Below are 17443 nucleotides of genomic sequence, written 5' to 3' on the forward strand. Positions count from 1 at the left end.
AAATGAAATTAAAATTTTACATATTTCTATTTTTACTTTCCTCAACTGTTTTTGCACAAAATAAGCAGATTGAAACCAGTATCGATACTACAAAAAATAAAATTGGCGCCGAGTTTAAGCTAACGCTTAAAACGATCGTAAGTTCAAAATCTAAAGTTGTATTTCCTGCTTTAAAAAACATTGGTCCATTAGAAGTGATTCAATCGTACCCAATTGACACCGTTAAAAAAGACGGCACTTATGAGCTTATCAAAAAATATGGCTTGACACAATTTGATTCCGGAAGATATGTTATTCCGCCAGTTAAGATTCTGATTGATAAAAAGCCTCATTTAAGCGATCCGGTTTCAGTTGAAGTAGCCAGTGTGAAAGTGGATACTCTACAGCAAAAAATGTATGATATTAAAGATATCTCAACTGTTGAAAACGGTATTGGAGACTGGTGGATTTATCTTTTGATTGTAGTTCTGATTATAGGAATTGGTGTTTTCGTTTATTGGTATATGAAAAAACACCAAAAGAAAAAATTGAAGAAGAAGTTTATAAAACGCCTATTGAAAAAGCGACAAGCTTATTAAACAATCTTGAGAAAAAAGAACTTTGGCAAAAAGGCGAAGTAAAAGAATATTATAGTGAACTGACTGATATTGCCCGTAATTATATAGAAGAAGCAATTCAGATTCCGGCAATGGAAAGCACAACTTCTGAACTGATTCAGGGTCTTAAAACGGCTTCTGCCAAAAAGAAAATGAGCCTTACTCCCGAAACTGTTGAAAATCTGGAACGTGTTTTAAGACAGGCAGATTTGGTGAAATTTGCAAAATCAAAACCATTAGAGTTTGAAATTACTGAAGACAGAAATAAGATTCAAAAAGCAATTTTAACGCTGGATAATGCTATCCCTACAGAAGTTCCTGTTGAGGAAGAAGATCAATTATTAAACGAAGCCCAAAAACAAAAACAAATTCAGCTTCAGTTAAAGAAAAAAGAAATAAACGTATTGCAATTGCTGCTGCAACTGTAGTTTTTTTACTTACTGCAACCACTACTTATTTCGTTGTCACTAAAGGCTTTAATTATGTAAAAGACAATATAATTGGACACCCAACCAAAGAATTACTGGAAGGGGAATGGATAAAAAGCGAGTACGGCAATCCTGGTGTTTTAATTGAAACCCCAAGGGTTTTACAACGACTTGATACTCAAAAAGTATTACCAAAAGAGGCTATGGCCCTTATAAAGGAAATGCAGCTTTTTGGTTACGGAAGTTTACTTGATAATTTTTATATAACGGTTTCTACAGCTAAATTTAAAAACCCTACAGAAATTGATTTATCAAAAGCCCTTGAAGGCAATTTAAAAATAATCGAAGCTCAGGGTGCCAGAAATATGATTACAAAACAAGAAGATTTTGAAACTAAAGAAGGCATTACGGGAATAAAAGGGTACGGAACTTTTACCTTTATTAATGAAAACCTGAAAACAAGCGCTAAACTTTACTACGAAGTCCTGATGTTTAAACAAGATGGCGGATTACAGCAAATTGCTATATTCCATGAAGAAGGAGATACGTATGCTAATGATATTTCGGATAGAATTTTAAATTCTGTTGAACTTAAAAGAGCAAGCAACTAATGGAAAAAATAACTTTTTTAAATCCGGAATTTTTTTGGCTGTTTTTATTAATCCCAATTGCAATAGGATGGTTTTTCTGGAAACGCAATCAGCAATCGGCTACTTTAAAAATGAGTTCAACTCAGGGTTTTAAAAACAGCGAATCACTATTAACAAAATTAAAACCTTGTTTGTATGTTTTCAGGATTATCGCTCTGTGTTCTCTGATTGTGGCTTTAGCAAGACCGAGAACTGTTGACATCAGCAACGAAACTAAAACAACGAAAGGGATTGATATTGTAATGGCAATTGACGTTTCGGGAAGTATGCTTGCAAAAGATTTAAAGCCCAACCGTATGGAAGCTTTAAAAAGAGTTGCGGCTGATTTTGTTAACGAAAGACCAAACGACAGAATCGGAATTGTTTTATATGCCTCTGAAGCCTACACTAAAACACCTGTTACCAGCGATAAAGCCATCATTTTAGAAGCTATTAAGGAGATCAAATACGATAATGTATTACAGGATGGTACCGGAATTGGGATGGGACTTGCAACGGCTGTAAACCGACTTAAGGACAGTAAAGCAAAAAGCAGGGTGATTATTCTTTTGACAGATGGTGTAAATAATGCGGGATTCATTGAGCCGGAAACAGCTTCTGACATTGCAAAGCAATATGGGATAAAAGTATATACTATTGGAATCGGGACTAACGGAATGGCTGAATTTCCTTATGCATATGCCCCAAACGGCGGTTTCTTGTTTAAAATGCAAAAAGTAGAAATTGATGAACAGTTACTGAAAGGTATCGCCAAAAAAACGGATGGAACCTATTTTAGAGCCACCAGTAATGATAAACTGGCTGAAATATACAACTCAATAAACAAATTAGAAACTACTGAAATTCAGGAATTAAAATTCTACGATTACGATGAAAAATACAGGTTTTTTGTTTTGTTATCAGGAATATTATTGTTGTTGGAAGTGGGTTTAAGAAACACTGTTTACAGAAGCTTCATTTAATTTTGAAAAAATTAAAAAATCCCAAAAATGAAATTCCAAAAAACAAATTGGAATTTGGAATTTTTAAAATTGGAATTTAAAAACATTTATGGAACTAGACGAAAAAAAATATTTATATCTATTATTTCTCATCCCGATTGTGGCATGTATTTTTCTTTTTAATCTGTATTGGAAAAGAAAAAAACAGCGTGAGTTTGGTGATTTGGAAATGGTAAAAAAACTAAGCCCGGAACGTTCTGTTTTTAAACCGGTTTTAAAGTTAGTATTATTTCTTTTTGCATTAGCCTTTCTGATTATTGGACTGGTTAATCCAAAAATTGGAACCAAGATGGAAACTGTAAAACGTGAAGGAATTGATATTGTTTTTGCTGTTGACGTTTCAAAAAGTATGCTGGCTGAGGATGTTGCACCGAGCCGTTTAGAAAAAAGCAAACAATTGGTTTCTCAGATTATCAATAATTTAGGCAGCGACAGGATCGGAATTGTAGCTTATGCCGGAAGCGCTTTCCCAGTCTTACCAATTACAACAGATTACGGTGTCGCTAAAATGTTTCTGCAAAGTATGAATCCCGGAATGGTGTCATCACAAGGGACCTCACTTGACGAAGCGATTAAATTATCAGCAACCTATTTCGATGAAAAAAGTAAAACCAGCAAACTTTTAATCCTTATTTCTGATGGAGAAGATCACTCTGAAGGTGCTGAAGCAGCTGCAGATGAAGCCAATAAAATTGGAATGAAAATCATTACTATTGGTGTTGGAACAGAAAAAGGAGCCACAATTCCGTTGAAGGAAAACGGTGTAGTCAGAAGTTATCAGAAAGACCAAAATGGTGAAACAGTTATTACAAAACTAAATCAGGAAGGTTTAAGAGCAATTGCAAAAGCAACCAAAGGCGGGTATGTTTATGGAGGAAGTACAAAAGAAGTACTGGAATATGTAAAAAATGCCTTGAATAATATTCAGAAAACTGAGTTTGAAGCAACACAAATGGCAGAGTTTCAATCGCAGTTTCAATGGTTTTTAGGCTTTGCCTTTTTCCTGTTATTTCTGGATATCTTTTTATTGGAAAGAAAAACAAACTGGATAAACGAGTTGAATTTATTTAACGAAAAGAAATAATTGTTCTGACAAATCGGGAGCAAAAAAATAAAAACACAGAATGAAAAATTTACTTCTTTATATATTACTAACCTTTTCTTTGGCAGTTTCTGCTCAGGAAAAAGACAAAACATTGCCTGAAGCCAATGAAGAATATAAACAGAATAAATTTGTTGATGCAGAGGCAAATTACAGGATTTCACAATCAAAATTTCCTAAAAAAGCTACAGCTTCTTATAATTTAGGAAATACAATTTACAAACAAAACCAGGCATCAGAAGCAAAATATGCTTATGCAAAGGCAATTAAAAATGCCAAAACCAGACCTGAAAAACACAAAGCTTTCCATAATTTAGGAAATGTTTTTATGAAAGAAAAAGATTATACTCAGGCTGTTGAAGCTTATAAAAACGCTTTGCGTAACGACCCTACTGATGATGAGACACGTTACAATTATGCTTTAGCCAAACAAAAACTAAAAGAAAACCCTCCGAAAAACGACAAGAATAAGGACAAGGATAAAAAGAACGATAAAAAAGACGATCAGAAAAAGGACAGCGACAATAAAGATAAAAAAGACGGCAAAGACGATCAGAAAAAAGACGACAAAGGCGATAAGGACAAAGATAAAAAAGACGGTAAAAACGATCCCAAAAAAGATGATAAATCAAACCAGAACGGAGAGCCAAAACCTATGCCGGGAGGAATTTCAAAAGATCGTGTCCAGAATTTATTAGATGCTGTGAATAATGAAGAAAAAAATTCAGGATAAAGTTAATGCCCAAAAAGTAAAAGGAAGTCCTAAAAAAGCAGAAAAAGACTGGTAGAATTGTTATTGTTTTTGGTTAATTGTTTTTCTGATTTAATAAAAACAGTTTACCATTTCATCTAAATTAAAAGAATAAACTTTTAGAAGATAACAGAAACTATAAACTACTAACAACAAACAAAAATTGATTAAACAAGTAATGAAAAGATATTTAATTCTATTACTATTCACTTTTCAGGGACTTATGGCTCAGGTTCAGTTTGAAGCCAGGGTAAGCAAGAATACGCTTGGAGTTAACGAAAGACTCCGTATTGACTTTATCATGAATGTTGATGGGGATAACTTTGACCAGCCTTCTTTTGAAGGTTTCAGGATTGTAGGAGGGCCAAGCCAGCAGATAAGTCAGTCATGGGTAAATGGAAGAAGTTCATTTCAGAAAATTTATTCTTATTTTTTGCTGCCGAATCAAAAAGGTACATTTACCATCAAACAGGCTTCAATTGAATATAATGGGCAGGTTTATAAAACATCTCCCATAAAAATAACGGTTACCAATGCAGTTCCACAAGAAAGAGATCCAAATTCACAACAACAGCATCAAGGGGGCGGAAATGAGATACTGAATCTGATTGCGGAAATTTCCAAAACGAATCCTTATATAAATGAACCTATTACAGTGGTTTATAAATTATATTTTAATGGTATTGGTGTAACAGGATTTAAAGAACTGGCTAAACCTAAATACAAAGACTTTTGGAATCAAAATATTGACATCAAACAGCTTCAAATTGAAGAGGGAATGTACAAAGGTGAACGCTCTTACTTTGTAGTCCTTAAAAAAACGATTTTATACCCTCAAAAATCAGGAAAACTTACTATTGAACCGCTTTCTTTAGACATAGGAATTCAGGTACCAAGAGGCCGGAACATGTTTGGTCAGATGATGCTGGATGACGCAAACAAAACCGTTTCTGCCGGAGCCAAAACAATCAATGTAAGAGCACTTCCTGAGGCAAATAAACCTATTGGTTTTACCGGAGCTGTAGGTAAATTTGATTTTACCGTTACCCCATCAAAAACTACCTTAAAAAGTGGAGAAAGCCTTGATTTGATTGTTAGTGCAAACGGAACAGGTAACATGAAACTATTTACCTTGCCAAAACCAGTTGTACCTAATGCATTAGAAATGTATGATCCGGTTCATGACGAAAAAGTAAATACATCACTTGCAGGAATGTCTGGAAAAATTTCGGACAAATATACCATCATACCTCAATTTAAAGGAAAGTATGCTATAAAACCAATGGAATTCTCGTATTTTGATTTGAATTCCGGAAGCTATAAAACCATAACTTCTCCTGAAATCATGATTGATGTTTTGGATGGTCCTGTTCAGGCTGAAGCAGTGGCCTCACATACATCTAAAAATGTGATTACAAAATCAGAGCAATTTAAATATATCAAACCAAAAACGGTTTTAGTTTCGACTGCAAAAGATGATTTTTACGGCTCCGATTTATATTACAGTTTATTGTTACTGCCTTTTGTCATTTTACCAATTATTGTAATTGCCAAGAAGAAAAAAGAGGCAATCGATAGTGATGTTACCGGTAACAGAATTAAAATGAATAACAAACTGGCGAAGAAATATTTGTCTGAAGCCAAGAAACAGCTTAATAATAAAGAACCTTTTTATATTGCCCTTGAAAAAGCAATGCATAATTTCCTGAAAGCCAAATTACACATTGAGACCTCAGAAATGAGCAAAGACAATATTCGCAAATTGCTGTTATCAAGAAGTGTAAATCCGGAAACGGTTCAGAACTTTATTAATTTGACCGAGAACTGCGAGTTTGCGAGATATGCACCTGCATCAGGCACATCTATCCAACAGGATTATGACAAAGCTGTTTTGATTATTTCGGAATTAGAAAAACAAATTATTTAAACCTAACGTCAAAGTTTACGAAAGGTTAAAATTTACAGAAAATGAAAAATATAGTATATCTCTTTTTATTAATCTCACAGGTTTTCTTTGCTCAGGGCAGTTTTGAAAAAGCAAATGCCTTATATCAAAAGGGAAAATACCAGGAAGCAGCACAAACTTATGAAAGCATTATTAAGGATGAAAAACAACACTCTGCCGAGTTGTATTTTAACTTAGGGAATTGTTATTACAAACTTAATAAAGTGGCCCTTTCGATTTATAATTATGAAAAGGCTCTTGTCCTGAAACCACATGATGCTGAAACTTTAAACAATCTCAAATTTGCCAAAAAACTCACAATAGACGAAATTAAAGAAGTCCCAAAGGTTGGTTTTGCAAAGCTGGTTCAGAATTTTACAGGTATTTTTAATTACAATACATGGGCTTGGATTTCGGTAGGAATTGCATTTGCTTTTCTGCTTAGTTTTATTGGCTATTATTTTTCACAGCTTACACTTTCCAAAAGAATCTATTTTATCGGAATGTTTATTTTACTGTTTGCCTTATTATTAAGTGTTTCAGCAGGAATAACTGAAAAAGATCATTATAATAATGATCGTCCTGCAATCGTTTTTGCTGAAATGACAGAAGTACGAAGTGAACCTCAAAAAGGAGCATCAAGTATTTTCTTATTGCACGAAGGTGCTAAGGTTTATGTAACCGAATCCCTTGAAAACTGGAAAAAAATTGAATTGACGGATGGCACCGAAGGCTGGATTGATGCTTCTGCTATAAAAGAAGTAAAATAGAAAATTATTATACAAAAAGAGTCCGCTTCTGCGATAGAAACGAACTCTTTTTGTATATCTTGAACTTTTTAATTCTTAATCTAAAGATTCTGTTAGTTTTTTGAAAACAGTCTTGGCATTCTTTCCTTCATACAATACTGCATAAACCGCATCAATAATTGGTGTTTTGGCACCATAACCCTGATTTAATTTATAAGCGCTTTTAGTTGCATAATATCCTTCGGCAACCATACTCATTTCCATCATAGCACTTTTTACAGTATACCCTTTTCCGATCATATTGCCGAACATTCGGTTTCTTGAAAATACAGAGTATCCTGTTACCAGTAAATCCCCCAAATAAGCAGAATCATTGATATTTCGTTTCATTCTGTGTACTTTCTTGATAAATTTTCGCATCTCACGGATTCCGTTGCTCATCAATACAGACTGAAAATTATCGCCATATCCCAGACCATGTGCAATTCCGGCAGCTATTGCATAAATATTTTTCAGCATTGCCGCATATTCAGTTCCGATGATATCATCTGAAATTTTAGCCTTTATATAATTACTGGATAAGGATTTTGCAACTGTACAGGCTTTCTCCGGATCACCGCAGGCAATCGTTAAATATGAAAGTCTTTCTAAAGCTACTTCCTCAGCATGACAGGGTCCTGTAATAACCCCTATATTGTAGTATGGAATATCGTACTGAATGTGAAAATGTTCACCCACAATCAAACTTGTCTCAGGAACAATTCCTTTAATGGCTGAAAAGATAATTTTATTTTCAAGAGAAACTGTCAAATGTTCTAATTCAGCATTTAAAAAAGCAGAAGGAATTGCAAAAATAAGGTAATCTGCATATTCAATCGCTTCGTTTATATCGTTGGTTAATTTAAGTTTATTGATATCAAACTCAACTGAACTCAAATAATTTGGATTATGCTTATATTTTAAAAGATGTTCTATCGCAGCATCATTTCGCATATACCACGAAATTTCATCCAGGTTCACACACAACATTTTTGCAATAGCTGTTGCCCAGCTCCCACCACCAATTACTGCAAATTTTAAATTTTGGCTCATTATTTTATTAATTTAAAGCAAAAGTACTTAATAATGCAGTAATATCACAAAATGTGATTTAAGAATTTTTCAAAACAGCTTTAAATACAACATTTTTAAAAAATTTCGAAAAAATGAAAAATATTTCTCCTCCTATACAATAAAAAACAAACAGTTACGTTGTAAACTACTATTAATTAGATTATTAAATGAATTTAGTAAGAATTGAGTTAGTTAGTTTTGTTTTAGTATTTTAAAAAGGCGTTCCTAAAAAAATTTAAGAACGCCTTTTTTTAATGCAAATTCCAAAATTTAAGCTCCAAATAACAATTTCTATTTATTGATATTAAATGGGTATTTCAACTTCAAACAAAAATTCCAAACTCCAATAATTTAGGTTACTGTTGGAATTTGGAATTTAAAAAAACTTGAAATTTTATTTTTTAGTAACTCATTTCTACAATAGATTTCACTTTATCCAGCGTTACCAGCTGCTTTTCGCCTAAGCCTTTCCATCCCCTTTCTTCAAAACGGCCTACAATAAAATCTGCTGTTCTGTCGTAATCATTCGTGTATTGTGAAAGTTTGGTATCCATTCCCATTGTATGGAAAAACTCTACGGTTTTATTGATCGCTTCTTTGGCAACTTCATCGTCTGAACCAGTTAAGTTGAAAATTCTCCTTCCGTATTGTGCTAATTTTCCTTTTTTGGTTTCAAACATGACTTTATATAAACTTGGACCAATAATTGCCAGAGTTCTGGCATGATCAATTCCGTATAAAGCTGTCAGTTCATGGCCAATCATATGCGTTGCCCAGTCGCTTGGAACACCTTTCTGGATTAATCCGTTTAAAGCCATTGTACAGCTCCACATAAAGTTAGAAGCCAAAGTATAATCGGTTGGGTTTTCTACAACGCCTGGACCAACTTCTATTAAAGTCTGCAAAATTCCTTCTGCAATTCGATCCTGAAGAAAAGCATCGGTTGGATACGTTAAATATTGCTCCATAACGTGAGTATAAGCATCTACAACACCATTTTCAAGTTGTCTTTTAGGTAAAGATGCAATTACAGTTGGGTCGCAAATAGAAAATTGTGGAAATAATGCACTTCCGCCTGAAGCTAATTTTTCCTGAGTCGCTTCGATCGTAACCACATATCCTGAATTCATTTCGCTTCCTGTTGCAGGAAGAGTCAAAATTGTTCCAAACGGCATTGCATTTTCTTTAATTAAAATTCTCTTTTGAAGAATATCAATCGGATTCCCATCAAAATTTACAGCTGCCGAAATAAACTTTACACCATCAATAACAGATCCTCCTCCTACTGCGAGAATAAAATTAATTTTTTCAGCTTTAATAACATCAACCGCTTTCATCAAAGTTTCGAATCTAGGGTTTGGTTCGATTCCGCCAAACTCTACGATTTCAAAACCTTTCAGATTGCTGATTACCTGATCGTAAATTCCGTTTTTAAAAATACTTCCACCACCGTAAGCCAATAATATTTTAGCGTCTTTTGGAACCAAAGTCGAAAGTTTTTCAATTTGTCCTTTCCCGAAAATTAAATTTGTCGGATTGTATAATTCAAAGTTTAACATCTGCTTATTTTTTTAATTTTGACATTAATTTTTCAGCTACCAGTTTTGATGAAGCCGGATTTTGACCTGTAATCAACAAACCGTCTTCTACTGCATAAGCTGCCCAATCAGCTCCTTTTGAATATTCACCACCATTTGCTTTCAAGGCATCTTCTAATAAAAACGGAACCACTTTTGTTAATCCAACTGCTTCTTCTTCAGTATTTGAAAATCCCGTAACTTTTTTGTCTTTTACCAGATAAGAACCATCAATCTTTACATTTTTTAATGCTGCCGGCGCGTGACAAACAAAACTTACTGGTTTTTTATGATTGTAAAAAGATTCAATCAAAGCGATAGAATTTTGATCAACGGCCAAATCCCACATTGGTCCGTGACCACCCGGATAAAAAACCGCATCATAATCTTTCTGATCCACTTCTGTAATTTTATGCGTATGTTTTAACTTTTCCTGTAAAGCTAAATCCGCATCAAAGCGTTTAGTGTCTTCTGTAGCAGCACTCGGATCATTACTTTTTGGATCAATTGGCGGCTGGCCACCTAAAGGACTTGCAATTTCGACAACATATCCCTGATCTATAAGGGTATAATATGGCGCAGCAAATTCTTCTGTCCAAAATCCTGTTTTTTCACCTGTATCTCCTAATTTGTCATGGCTCGTAAGCACAAATAATACTTTTTTCATCTTTTTTTTATTTAATTTTTGAGCAGTAGTCGAAATACTACTCGCTGTTAAGATTATGATTGCAAATAATGCTATTTTGTTCATTTGATTAATTTTAAACAAATTTACACCTTATATGATATTTGTAAAAATAAAATAAACTATGTTTGTTATAAGTAAATTTATAGCTATGGTCAATTTAGAATGGTATAGAACATTTAAGGCGGTCTACAAAAACGGAAACTTTTCTGTTGCCGCAAAAGAGCTTTTTATGAGTCAGCCGGCAGTTAGTCAGCAAATCTCAATGTTGGAAGCTCATGTTGGAAATAAATTATTTATTCGAAAGTCTAAAGGCGTAGAACCAACAGAGTATGCTAAGTTACTGAATAACTTGATTATAGATGCACTTGACCGTCTTGAAAATGTAGAAACTACTTTTAGGTCAAAAGCTGAAGATGCTACGCGCTTAATTTCTGTGGGCATCTCAAAACATCTTTTCAGCAGTGTTGGCCATGCTTTAATTGCAAAATTTGATTTAATCGATTTTACTTTTGCCGATGATGACACGCTGTTTTCATTAGTCGATTCTAAAAAACTGGACTTTGCCATTGTTTCCAAAAAATACGATACGTTTGATACCATTCAGGAAACGGTTGCTAAGATTAAATTAGTATTGGTTGGACCAACAAATTTAGATATTACTGAATTTCGTCAGAAACTAAAATCAGATAATTTTGCTGAAGCGGAACAGTGGCTGAACGAACAAAAATGGTATTCACATGATGCCAGAATTCCACATATAAAATTGTTCTGGCTTTATGCTTTCCATAAAAAGAGACCGTCAATGGTTCCCAATTATATTATCCCATCAGAATATGAAATGCTGGAAATACTTTCGAAAAATTCCGGTGTTGCTGTAACGTGGAATTGTAATGCCAGAAAATTTATTCAGCAAAATAAATTACAACTGATATGGAATAGCTTTCATGTTCCTGAAGAATATGTTTATTTGTTGGCGGCTAAAAACAACAATTTGAAGACGTTTTTTGATATCATTGCCAACGAAGTCAGAATTGCATTATCTACTTAAAAATCATTACTCCAAAAAAAATCATCAAAAATGATGAGCATGGATATTTTATTGCACATTAAATTTGTTCTATAGCAAAATCAGGTTTATCCCAATCTTTTTTTGTGGGTTAAAATTTAAATTGCTCAGCGTAAGAAATATAAAACTTTATATTTGTGTAAATCTTACGCATTTAGAATATGACTAACATTCAAAATATCAGAGTAGCTGTTGATGCAATTGTATTTGGCTACCAGCACAATCAATTGTATGTCCTTTTAATACAACAGAAATTTGGTACACAGGAATCGTATTGGGCGTTGCCGGGCGGTTTGGTCAAAAATGACGAATCGTTGCAGGATGCAGTAAAAAGAGAATTAAAAGAAGAAACCAATGTTACCGTTACTTATTTTGAACAGCTCTTTACTTTTGGTGATGATGTAAATCGAGATCCGAGAAATCGTGTGATTTCTGTGGCCTATTTTGCCCTGGTTGACCCTTCCAAATTAACCATCAAAGCCGATTCTGATGCCGAACATGCACAGTGGTTCAAAATTAATGAGGTTCCAACCTTAGCATTTGATCATAACAATATTCTAAAAAAGGCTATTGAACGCCTAAAAGCGAAGCTTACTTATGAGCCGGTTGGCTTTGACTTACTGCCTAAAGAATTCCTTTTTTCTGAACTTGAAAACTTATACTGTACCATTTTAGAGAAAGAAATTGACAGACGAAATTTCAGAAAAAAGATATTAAGTTTTGAAATCATTGAAGAAACAGAACAATTTGGATCCTCAAAAAGCGGGCGTCCGGCAAAACTTTTTAAGTTTAACAAATTGAAATATAGTGAATTAACTAAAAAAGGCTTTCACTTTGAAATAAAGTTTGCGTAATTTTTACACAAAATAAATTGTCAATCAAAAATATAATTCTATATTTGCGTATAATTAACGCAAACTAAAAACTATGATACTAAATCTCGACCCAAAATTCGCTCCTATCCTTAACCAGGAAGAAATCCAGTTTCAAAGTTTTACCTTTTCTGGAGGAGAACCACATATTAAAATCAATCCTGATTTTGATACAACACAAAAAGTAACCATAACTCACCGGTTAAATTCATTCAACGATTTAGGTTTGTTGTGTATTACTGTTGATGCTTTACGCAGAATGGACGTTAAAATCATTGATCTTTTTATTCCGTATTTCCCGGCAGCAAGACAAGATCGTGTAATGATTAAAGGAGAATCTTTATCTGTAAAAGTGTATGCAGATATTATCAATACACTTCAATTAAATAAAGTTTATGTTTTTGATGCACACTCTGAAGTTACTCCCGCATTGGTAAACAACTGCGAAGTGGTTCCGAATCATACTTTTATCCAACAAGTTTTAAAGGTAATTGGCGAAAACGTAAAATTGATTTCTCCCGATGGTGGTGCTTTGAAGAAAATCTATAAAGTTTCTGAATTCTTAGGCGGAATTGATGTAGTAGAATGCAGCAAAAGCCGTGACGTAAAAACCGGAAAATTATCTGGTTTCAAAGTGTATGAAGACGATTTAAACGGAATAGATTGTTTGATTGTAGACGATATCTGCGACGGAGGAGGAACTTTCGTAGGATTAGCCGAAGAACTAAAAAAGAAAAATGCAGGTAAATTATACCTAGCCGTAAGCCACGGAATTTTCAATAAAGGATTTGAAGTTTTAGATTGTTTTGACAAAATATTTACAACGAATTCTGTAAAAGATTTTGAAGGTGAAAGTGTTCAGGTAATTGGGCTTGAAACGTTAATTTAAAAAAGTTTCAAGTTTCAGGTTTCAAGTTATCTGCTTAAGGTGAAACCTAAAATAAAATTCTATTAACCGTTTCATGTTTAGCATTTCAGTTTCAAGTTTATTGGAACCTGAATCCTGAAACAAAGAAAACCTGAAACAAAACCACAAAAATTATGAGCGACGATTTAAAACCAAGATTTATTGAATCTTTAAAAAGAAACAATGATCAGATTAGAGAAGACAGAGCCAAAACAATTGGTGAGGATTCTGAATTAATTTACAGAAGAAGAGTCGAAGATATTGAATTAAAAATCAAAAGGCTCGAAAGAGAACAAGAAGGATTAATTGATATTAGTCCGCTGGATAAAAACAGTCTGACTTTTGCCGATTTTCAACCGGAAGCTTTTGTACAAAAAGACATGGAATTATCATTAACAATCAGAAATCTAAATATTCAGTTTGAAGTTACAAAAAAACGATTCGAATATTTATTTGGTAAAACATTTTAGTTATGGGAGGTACAAGATATGATTTAGGAGCTCGTTTAAGCAGAGCAGAAGCAGCAGGTTATGGAAAAAAATCTGCAAGTGAAATTTTCACACAGAATTCTTTACGAATGGCACATGAATCTATGAATCCGAATGGCATAACTTTTCGGGAAGCCAGAGATTCTGAAGTGCATCCCAATTCAGTTCCGATTATTTTAGGACTGGATGTTACGGGAAGCATGGGACATATTCCACACGAATTGATTAAAGAAGGATTGCCAAAATTGATGGGTGGAATTATTCAGGGTGGCGTTCCGGATCCCGCACTTTTATTTTTAGGAATTGGCGATCACGAATGTGACAGATATCCACTTCAGGTCGGTCAGTTTGAATCTGGAGACGAAGAGCTGGATATGTGGTTAACCAGAACGTATATTGAATCAGGCGGTGGTGGAAACGCCGGAGAAAGTTATCTTTTGGCATGGTATTTTGCCGCTTTTCATACCAAAACCGACGCTTTCGAAAAAAGAGGACAAAAAGGATTGTTGTTTACTGTTGGTGATGAACCAAATTTAGGCACACTTCCAGCATCAGCCATAAAGGAAATTATGGGTCAGGGACAACAAACTTATACTGCTCTTGAATTATTAAAAGAAGCGCAAAAACGATACGAAGTATATCATATTAGTGTTTTACATTCTGATCAGGCAATAACAGCAAATGTAGCGTGGAAAGAATTATTGGGACAAAACTGTTTGTCTATCGAAGATCACAGGGAAATTCCAAATATCATTACCAAGATCATTTGCGATAAACATAAAAATTCTGGTTTAGGTTTAGGAACAATTCCGCTTGACGGATTAGATAATATTGAAATGCTCTAGAACATGAAAACAGCAAAAATAGTTATAGGTTTAGGATTTGGTGATGAAGGAAAAGGCATAACAACAGATTTTCTGGCGAGACAAAATCCTGAATCTATAGTTATACGGTTTTCAGGAGGACAGCAAGCGGCGCATACCGTAATGATTAATGGTAAAAAACACATTCATTCGAGTTTTGCGAGCGGTGCACTTAGGGGATTACCTTCTTATTACAGCGAGCATTGCACGATTCATCCACTCTTTTTATATAATGAAAGAGAAGAATTAAAAGAAAAAGACGCTAATCTGGATTTGTACATTCATCCTTTAGCAAAAGTCACCACTCCTTTTGATGTATGGCACAACAGAGGAAATGTGCGAAACATCGAAAACGGAACCTGCGGAAAAGGCATTGGTTCCACCATGAAAAGAAACGAAGGTCCGTATAAATTGTTTGCCATCGATTTGATTGCGCCCCGCGAAATGCTTTTAGAAAAATTAAACCAAATCGCCTATTATTATGGTTTTTTAAACGAAAGTGAAATTGACGAAGAAGTCATTCAATATCTGGAAGCAATCGATAAATTGAAATGGAATATTGTCGATTATACGTTCCTTTCAAAATACGAAAATCTCATTTTTGAAGGCAGTCAGGGAATTCTGCTAGACATGGATCACGGTGTTTTCCCAAATGTAACCTATGCCAATACAACTTCAAAAAATGCCATTGAAATTTGTAATAAACTAAAGATTGAAGATGTAGCAGTGTATTATGTAACCCGAAGTTATGCAACCCGCCACGGACACGGCTGGATGGCAAATGAAGGAGAAATAAAATTAAGAAACAACGAAGAAGAAACTTGTGTTTTTAACGAATACCAAAAACACTTACGATTTGGAAGTCTGAATTATGAACTTTTAAATTATGCTCTAAAACTCGATGCAGCTTACAGCCCAATGGCAAAACGAAATTTGGTTGTAACCTGTATGGATCAGCTGGAGCAGGATTATGAGTTTGAAAGCCTCACAACGGAATTCAATGAAATCTACGGATCATTTTCACCTGATTCGAAAGATTTTAAAAACATTACTTCTTTGTTTCAATAAAAAGAGAAAAATGAAATACACTATAAATACTATAGCTCCGGAAAGTAAGTTTTTATTTTTCTGGGGACATCAGCCAAACAAAGACGGAAAAATCACAAAAACCTGTTTCAGTCAATGGTGGTTAAGTTCTTTTAAAGTAGATAAAATAACTTATAAGACTGCCGAACACTGGATGATGGCCAAGAAAGCAGAATTATTTCAGGATCAGAAAATTTTAGAAAAAATTCTTGAAGCTGATTCTCCAGCTGAAGCTAAAAAATTGGGTAGAGAAGTCAAAAATTATGTTGATACGGTTTGGTTAGAAAACCGATATGAAATTGTAAAAGAAGGGAACTATCATAAATTCAGTCAAAATGCTGATTTGAAAACCTTTTTATTAAATACAAAAGAAAGAGTTTTAGTAGAAGCAAGTCCGGTTGACCAAATTTGGGGAATCGGAATGGCAGGAAACCATAAAGATGCTTTAAATCCTGAAAAGTGGAAAGGCTTGAATCTTTTAGGTTTTGCTTTAATGGAGGTTAGAGATGAATTGAAATAATTATAAATAATAAAAATGTTCTATTGGAACATATCATTGGTAATGAATGAAAATATAGCAAAGAGCGCCAGCAAGTTTTTGAGTCTGGTGCTCAGACATTCACCAGAAAAAATCGGATTAAAACTCGACGAAAATGGCTGGGCAGATGTCAATGAATTAATAGAGAGATGTAATAAAAAAGGGAATCGTATGGACGCCGAACTTTTAGATTACGTAGTGGAAAATAATGATAAAAAGCGTTTCGCTTATAACGAGGATAAAACTAGAATTCGCGCAAGTCAGGGACATTCGATTTCAGTTGAATTAAATCTGGCCGAAACTGAACCTTCTGAATATTTGTATCATGGAACAGTTGGAAAGTTTATGGAAAGTATCCGCAAAGAAGGTTTAAAAAAAATGAGCCGGCAACACGTACATCTTTCAAAAGATAAAGAAACGGCAATAAAAGTAGGAAGCCGAAGAGGAATTGCTCAAATTCTTAAAATTAAAAGCGGTGAAATGTTTAAAGATGGATTTCGATTTTATTTATCTGAAAACAATGTCTGGCTGACTGATGAAGTTCCTCCAAAATATATTGAGTTTAATCATGAAAAGAATTTACAGATCTCCAGAAGAAATTCCACTGCAGGATGATATAAAAACCATATTTTTAGCTGGATCTATTGAGATGGACAAAGCGATAAATTGGCAAAAAAAGTGTGAGGAATTATTAGAAAATAAATTTATCCTTTTTAATCCCAGAAGAAATGAGTGGGATTCCAGCTGGTCACAAACCATAGAAAATGATAATTTCAATGAACAAGTAACCTGGGAATTGAATGCATTAGAAAAAGCAGACATTATAATTATGTATTTTGCAGGAAATACAATGTCACCAATATCCTTACTTGAATTTGGTCTTTATGCACAATCGAAGAAAATAAAAGTGGTTGTAGAAGAAGATTTTTGGCGTAAAGGCAACATCGATATTGTATGTAAAAGATATGCAGTAGAACAATTTAAAACATTAGAAGAGTTAATCCTTAATTTACTAAAATAACA

The 17443-nt window shown here is 34.0% G+C and carries 16 protein-coding genes and 2 pseudogenes; 15 read left to right on the forward strand and 3 right to left on the reverse strand.

Going from position 1 to position 17443, the window contains the following annotated elements:
• Positions 1-2 precede the first annotated feature (2 nt).
• From P5P89_RS07690 to P5P89_RS07715, 6 genes and pseudogenes are all read left to right on the forward strand, one after another.
• A pseudogene (locus tag P5P89_RS07690) lies at positions 3-1635 on the forward strand (hypothetical protein).
• Positions 1635-2636: a vWA domain-containing protein gene (locus tag P5P89_RS07695; RefSeq protein ID WP_278011415.1), complete on the forward strand. Its 1002-nt coding sequence runs from the start codon at positions 1635-1637 to the stop codon at positions 2634-2636. The pseudogene P5P89_RS07690 and the gene P5P89_RS07695 overlap by 1 nt, the downstream one beginning before the upstream one ends.
• Before the next feature lie 88 nt (positions 2637-2724).
• Entirely contained in the window at positions 2725-3759 is a 1035-nt protein-coding gene (locus P5P89_RS07700; protein ID WP_223682257.1) for a vWA domain-containing protein, read from the forward strand.
• A gap of 40 nt (positions 3760-3799) precedes the next feature.
• Positions 3800-4565, forward strand: a pseudogene (locus P5P89_RS07705) (tetratricopeptide repeat protein).
• 141 nt (positions 4566-4706) lie between these two features.
• Positions 4707-6455 (forward strand): BatD family protein, encoded by a 1749-nt coding sequence (locus P5P89_RS07710; protein WP_223682259.1) that lies wholly within the window; start codon positions 4707-4709, stop codon positions 6453-6455.
• 41 nt (positions 6456-6496) lie between these two features.
• A complete protein-coding gene (locus P5P89_RS07715) occupies positions 6497-7243 on the forward strand; it encodes a tetratricopeptide repeat protein (RefSeq protein WP_223682260.1) in 747 nt (248 codons plus the stop codon).
• A gap of 75 nt (positions 7244-7318) precedes the next feature.
• Here the strand turns inward: P5P89_RS07715 and P5P89_RS07720 are convergent, their stop codons facing one another.
• The 3 genes from P5P89_RS07720 to P5P89_RS07730 form a co-directional block, all read right to left on the reverse strand.
• A complete protein-coding gene (locus P5P89_RS07720) occupies positions 7319-8314 on the reverse strand; it encodes an NAD(P)H-dependent glycerol-3-phosphate dehydrogenase (RefSeq protein WP_223682261.1) in 996 nt (331 codons plus the stop codon).
• A gap of 422 nt (positions 8315-8736) precedes the next feature.
• Entirely contained in the window at positions 8737-9894 is a 1158-nt protein-coding gene (locus P5P89_RS07725) for an iron-containing alcohol dehydrogenase (protein WP_278011416.1), read from the reverse strand.
• Positions 9895-9898: 4 nt separating this feature from the next.
• Entirely contained in the window at positions 9899-10663 is a 765-nt protein-coding gene (locus tag P5P89_RS07730; protein ID WP_278011417.1) for a type 1 glutamine amidotransferase domain-containing protein, read from the reverse strand.
• Positions 10664-10748: 85 nt separating this feature from the next.
• Here P5P89_RS07730 and P5P89_RS07735 point away from each other — a divergent pair, with 85 nt between their 5' ends.
• From P5P89_RS07735 to P5P89_RS07775, 9 genes are all read left to right on the forward strand, one after another.
• A complete protein-coding gene (locus P5P89_RS07735; RefSeq protein WP_278011418.1) occupies positions 10749-11648 on the forward strand; it encodes a LysR family transcriptional regulator in 900 nt (299 codons plus the stop codon).
• A 179-nt stretch (positions 11649-11827) separates the two neighbouring features.
• Entirely contained in the window at positions 11828-12520 is a 693-nt protein-coding gene (locus P5P89_RS07740) for an NUDIX hydrolase (RefSeq protein ID WP_278011419.1), read from the forward strand.
• Between the two features lie 73 nt (positions 12521-12593).
• Positions 12594-13427 carry a ribose-phosphate diphosphokinase gene (gene prs, locus P5P89_RS07745; protein WP_278011420.1) on the forward strand — a complete coding sequence of 278 codons (834 nt, stop codon included), beginning with the start codon at positions 12594-12596 and terminating at the stop codon, positions 13425-13427.
• Positions 13428-13579: 152 nt separating this feature from the next.
• A complete protein-coding gene (locus P5P89_RS07750) occupies positions 13580-13915 on the forward strand; it encodes a hypothetical protein (protein ID WP_031455095.1) in 336 nt (111 codons plus the stop codon).
• Between the two features lie 2 nt (positions 13916-13917).
• Positions 13918-14778, forward strand: coding sequence for a hypothetical protein (locus P5P89_RS07755; RefSeq protein ID WP_278011421.1), 861 nt, complete (start codon positions 13918-13920; stop codon positions 14776-14778).
• Between the two features lie 3 nt (positions 14779-14781).
• Positions 14782-15864, forward strand: a complete 1083-nt coding sequence (locus tag P5P89_RS07760; protein ID WP_278011422.1) for an adenylosuccinate synthetase — start codon at positions 14782-14784, stop codon at positions 15862-15864.
• 10 nt (positions 15865-15874) lie between these two features.
• The gene (locus P5P89_RS07765) at positions 15875-16402 is read left to right on the forward strand and encodes an NADAR family protein (protein WP_278011423.1); all 528 of its coding nucleotides are present in this window, start codon (positions 15875-15877) and stop codon (positions 16400-16402) included.
• 42 nt (positions 16403-16444) lie between these two features.
• Complete coding sequence (locus P5P89_RS07770) at positions 16445-17035, forward strand: RNA 2'-phosphotransferase (protein ID WP_278012000.1); 591 nt, start codon at positions 16445-16447, stop codon at positions 17033-17035.
• Positions 16989-17441, forward strand: coding sequence for a nucleoside 2-deoxyribosyltransferase domain-containing protein (locus tag P5P89_RS07775; RefSeq protein ID WP_110307111.1), 453 nt, complete (start codon positions 16989-16991; stop codon positions 17439-17441). The genes P5P89_RS07770 and P5P89_RS07775 overlap by 47 nt, the downstream gene beginning before the upstream one ends.
• Positions 17442-17443: the final 2 nt, after the last annotated feature.

The sequence above is a fragment of the Flavobacterium gyeonganense genome (assembly GCF_029625295.1).
GTDB lineage: Bacteria > Bacteroidota > Bacteroidia > Flavobacteriales > Flavobacteriaceae > Flavobacterium > Flavobacterium gyeonganense.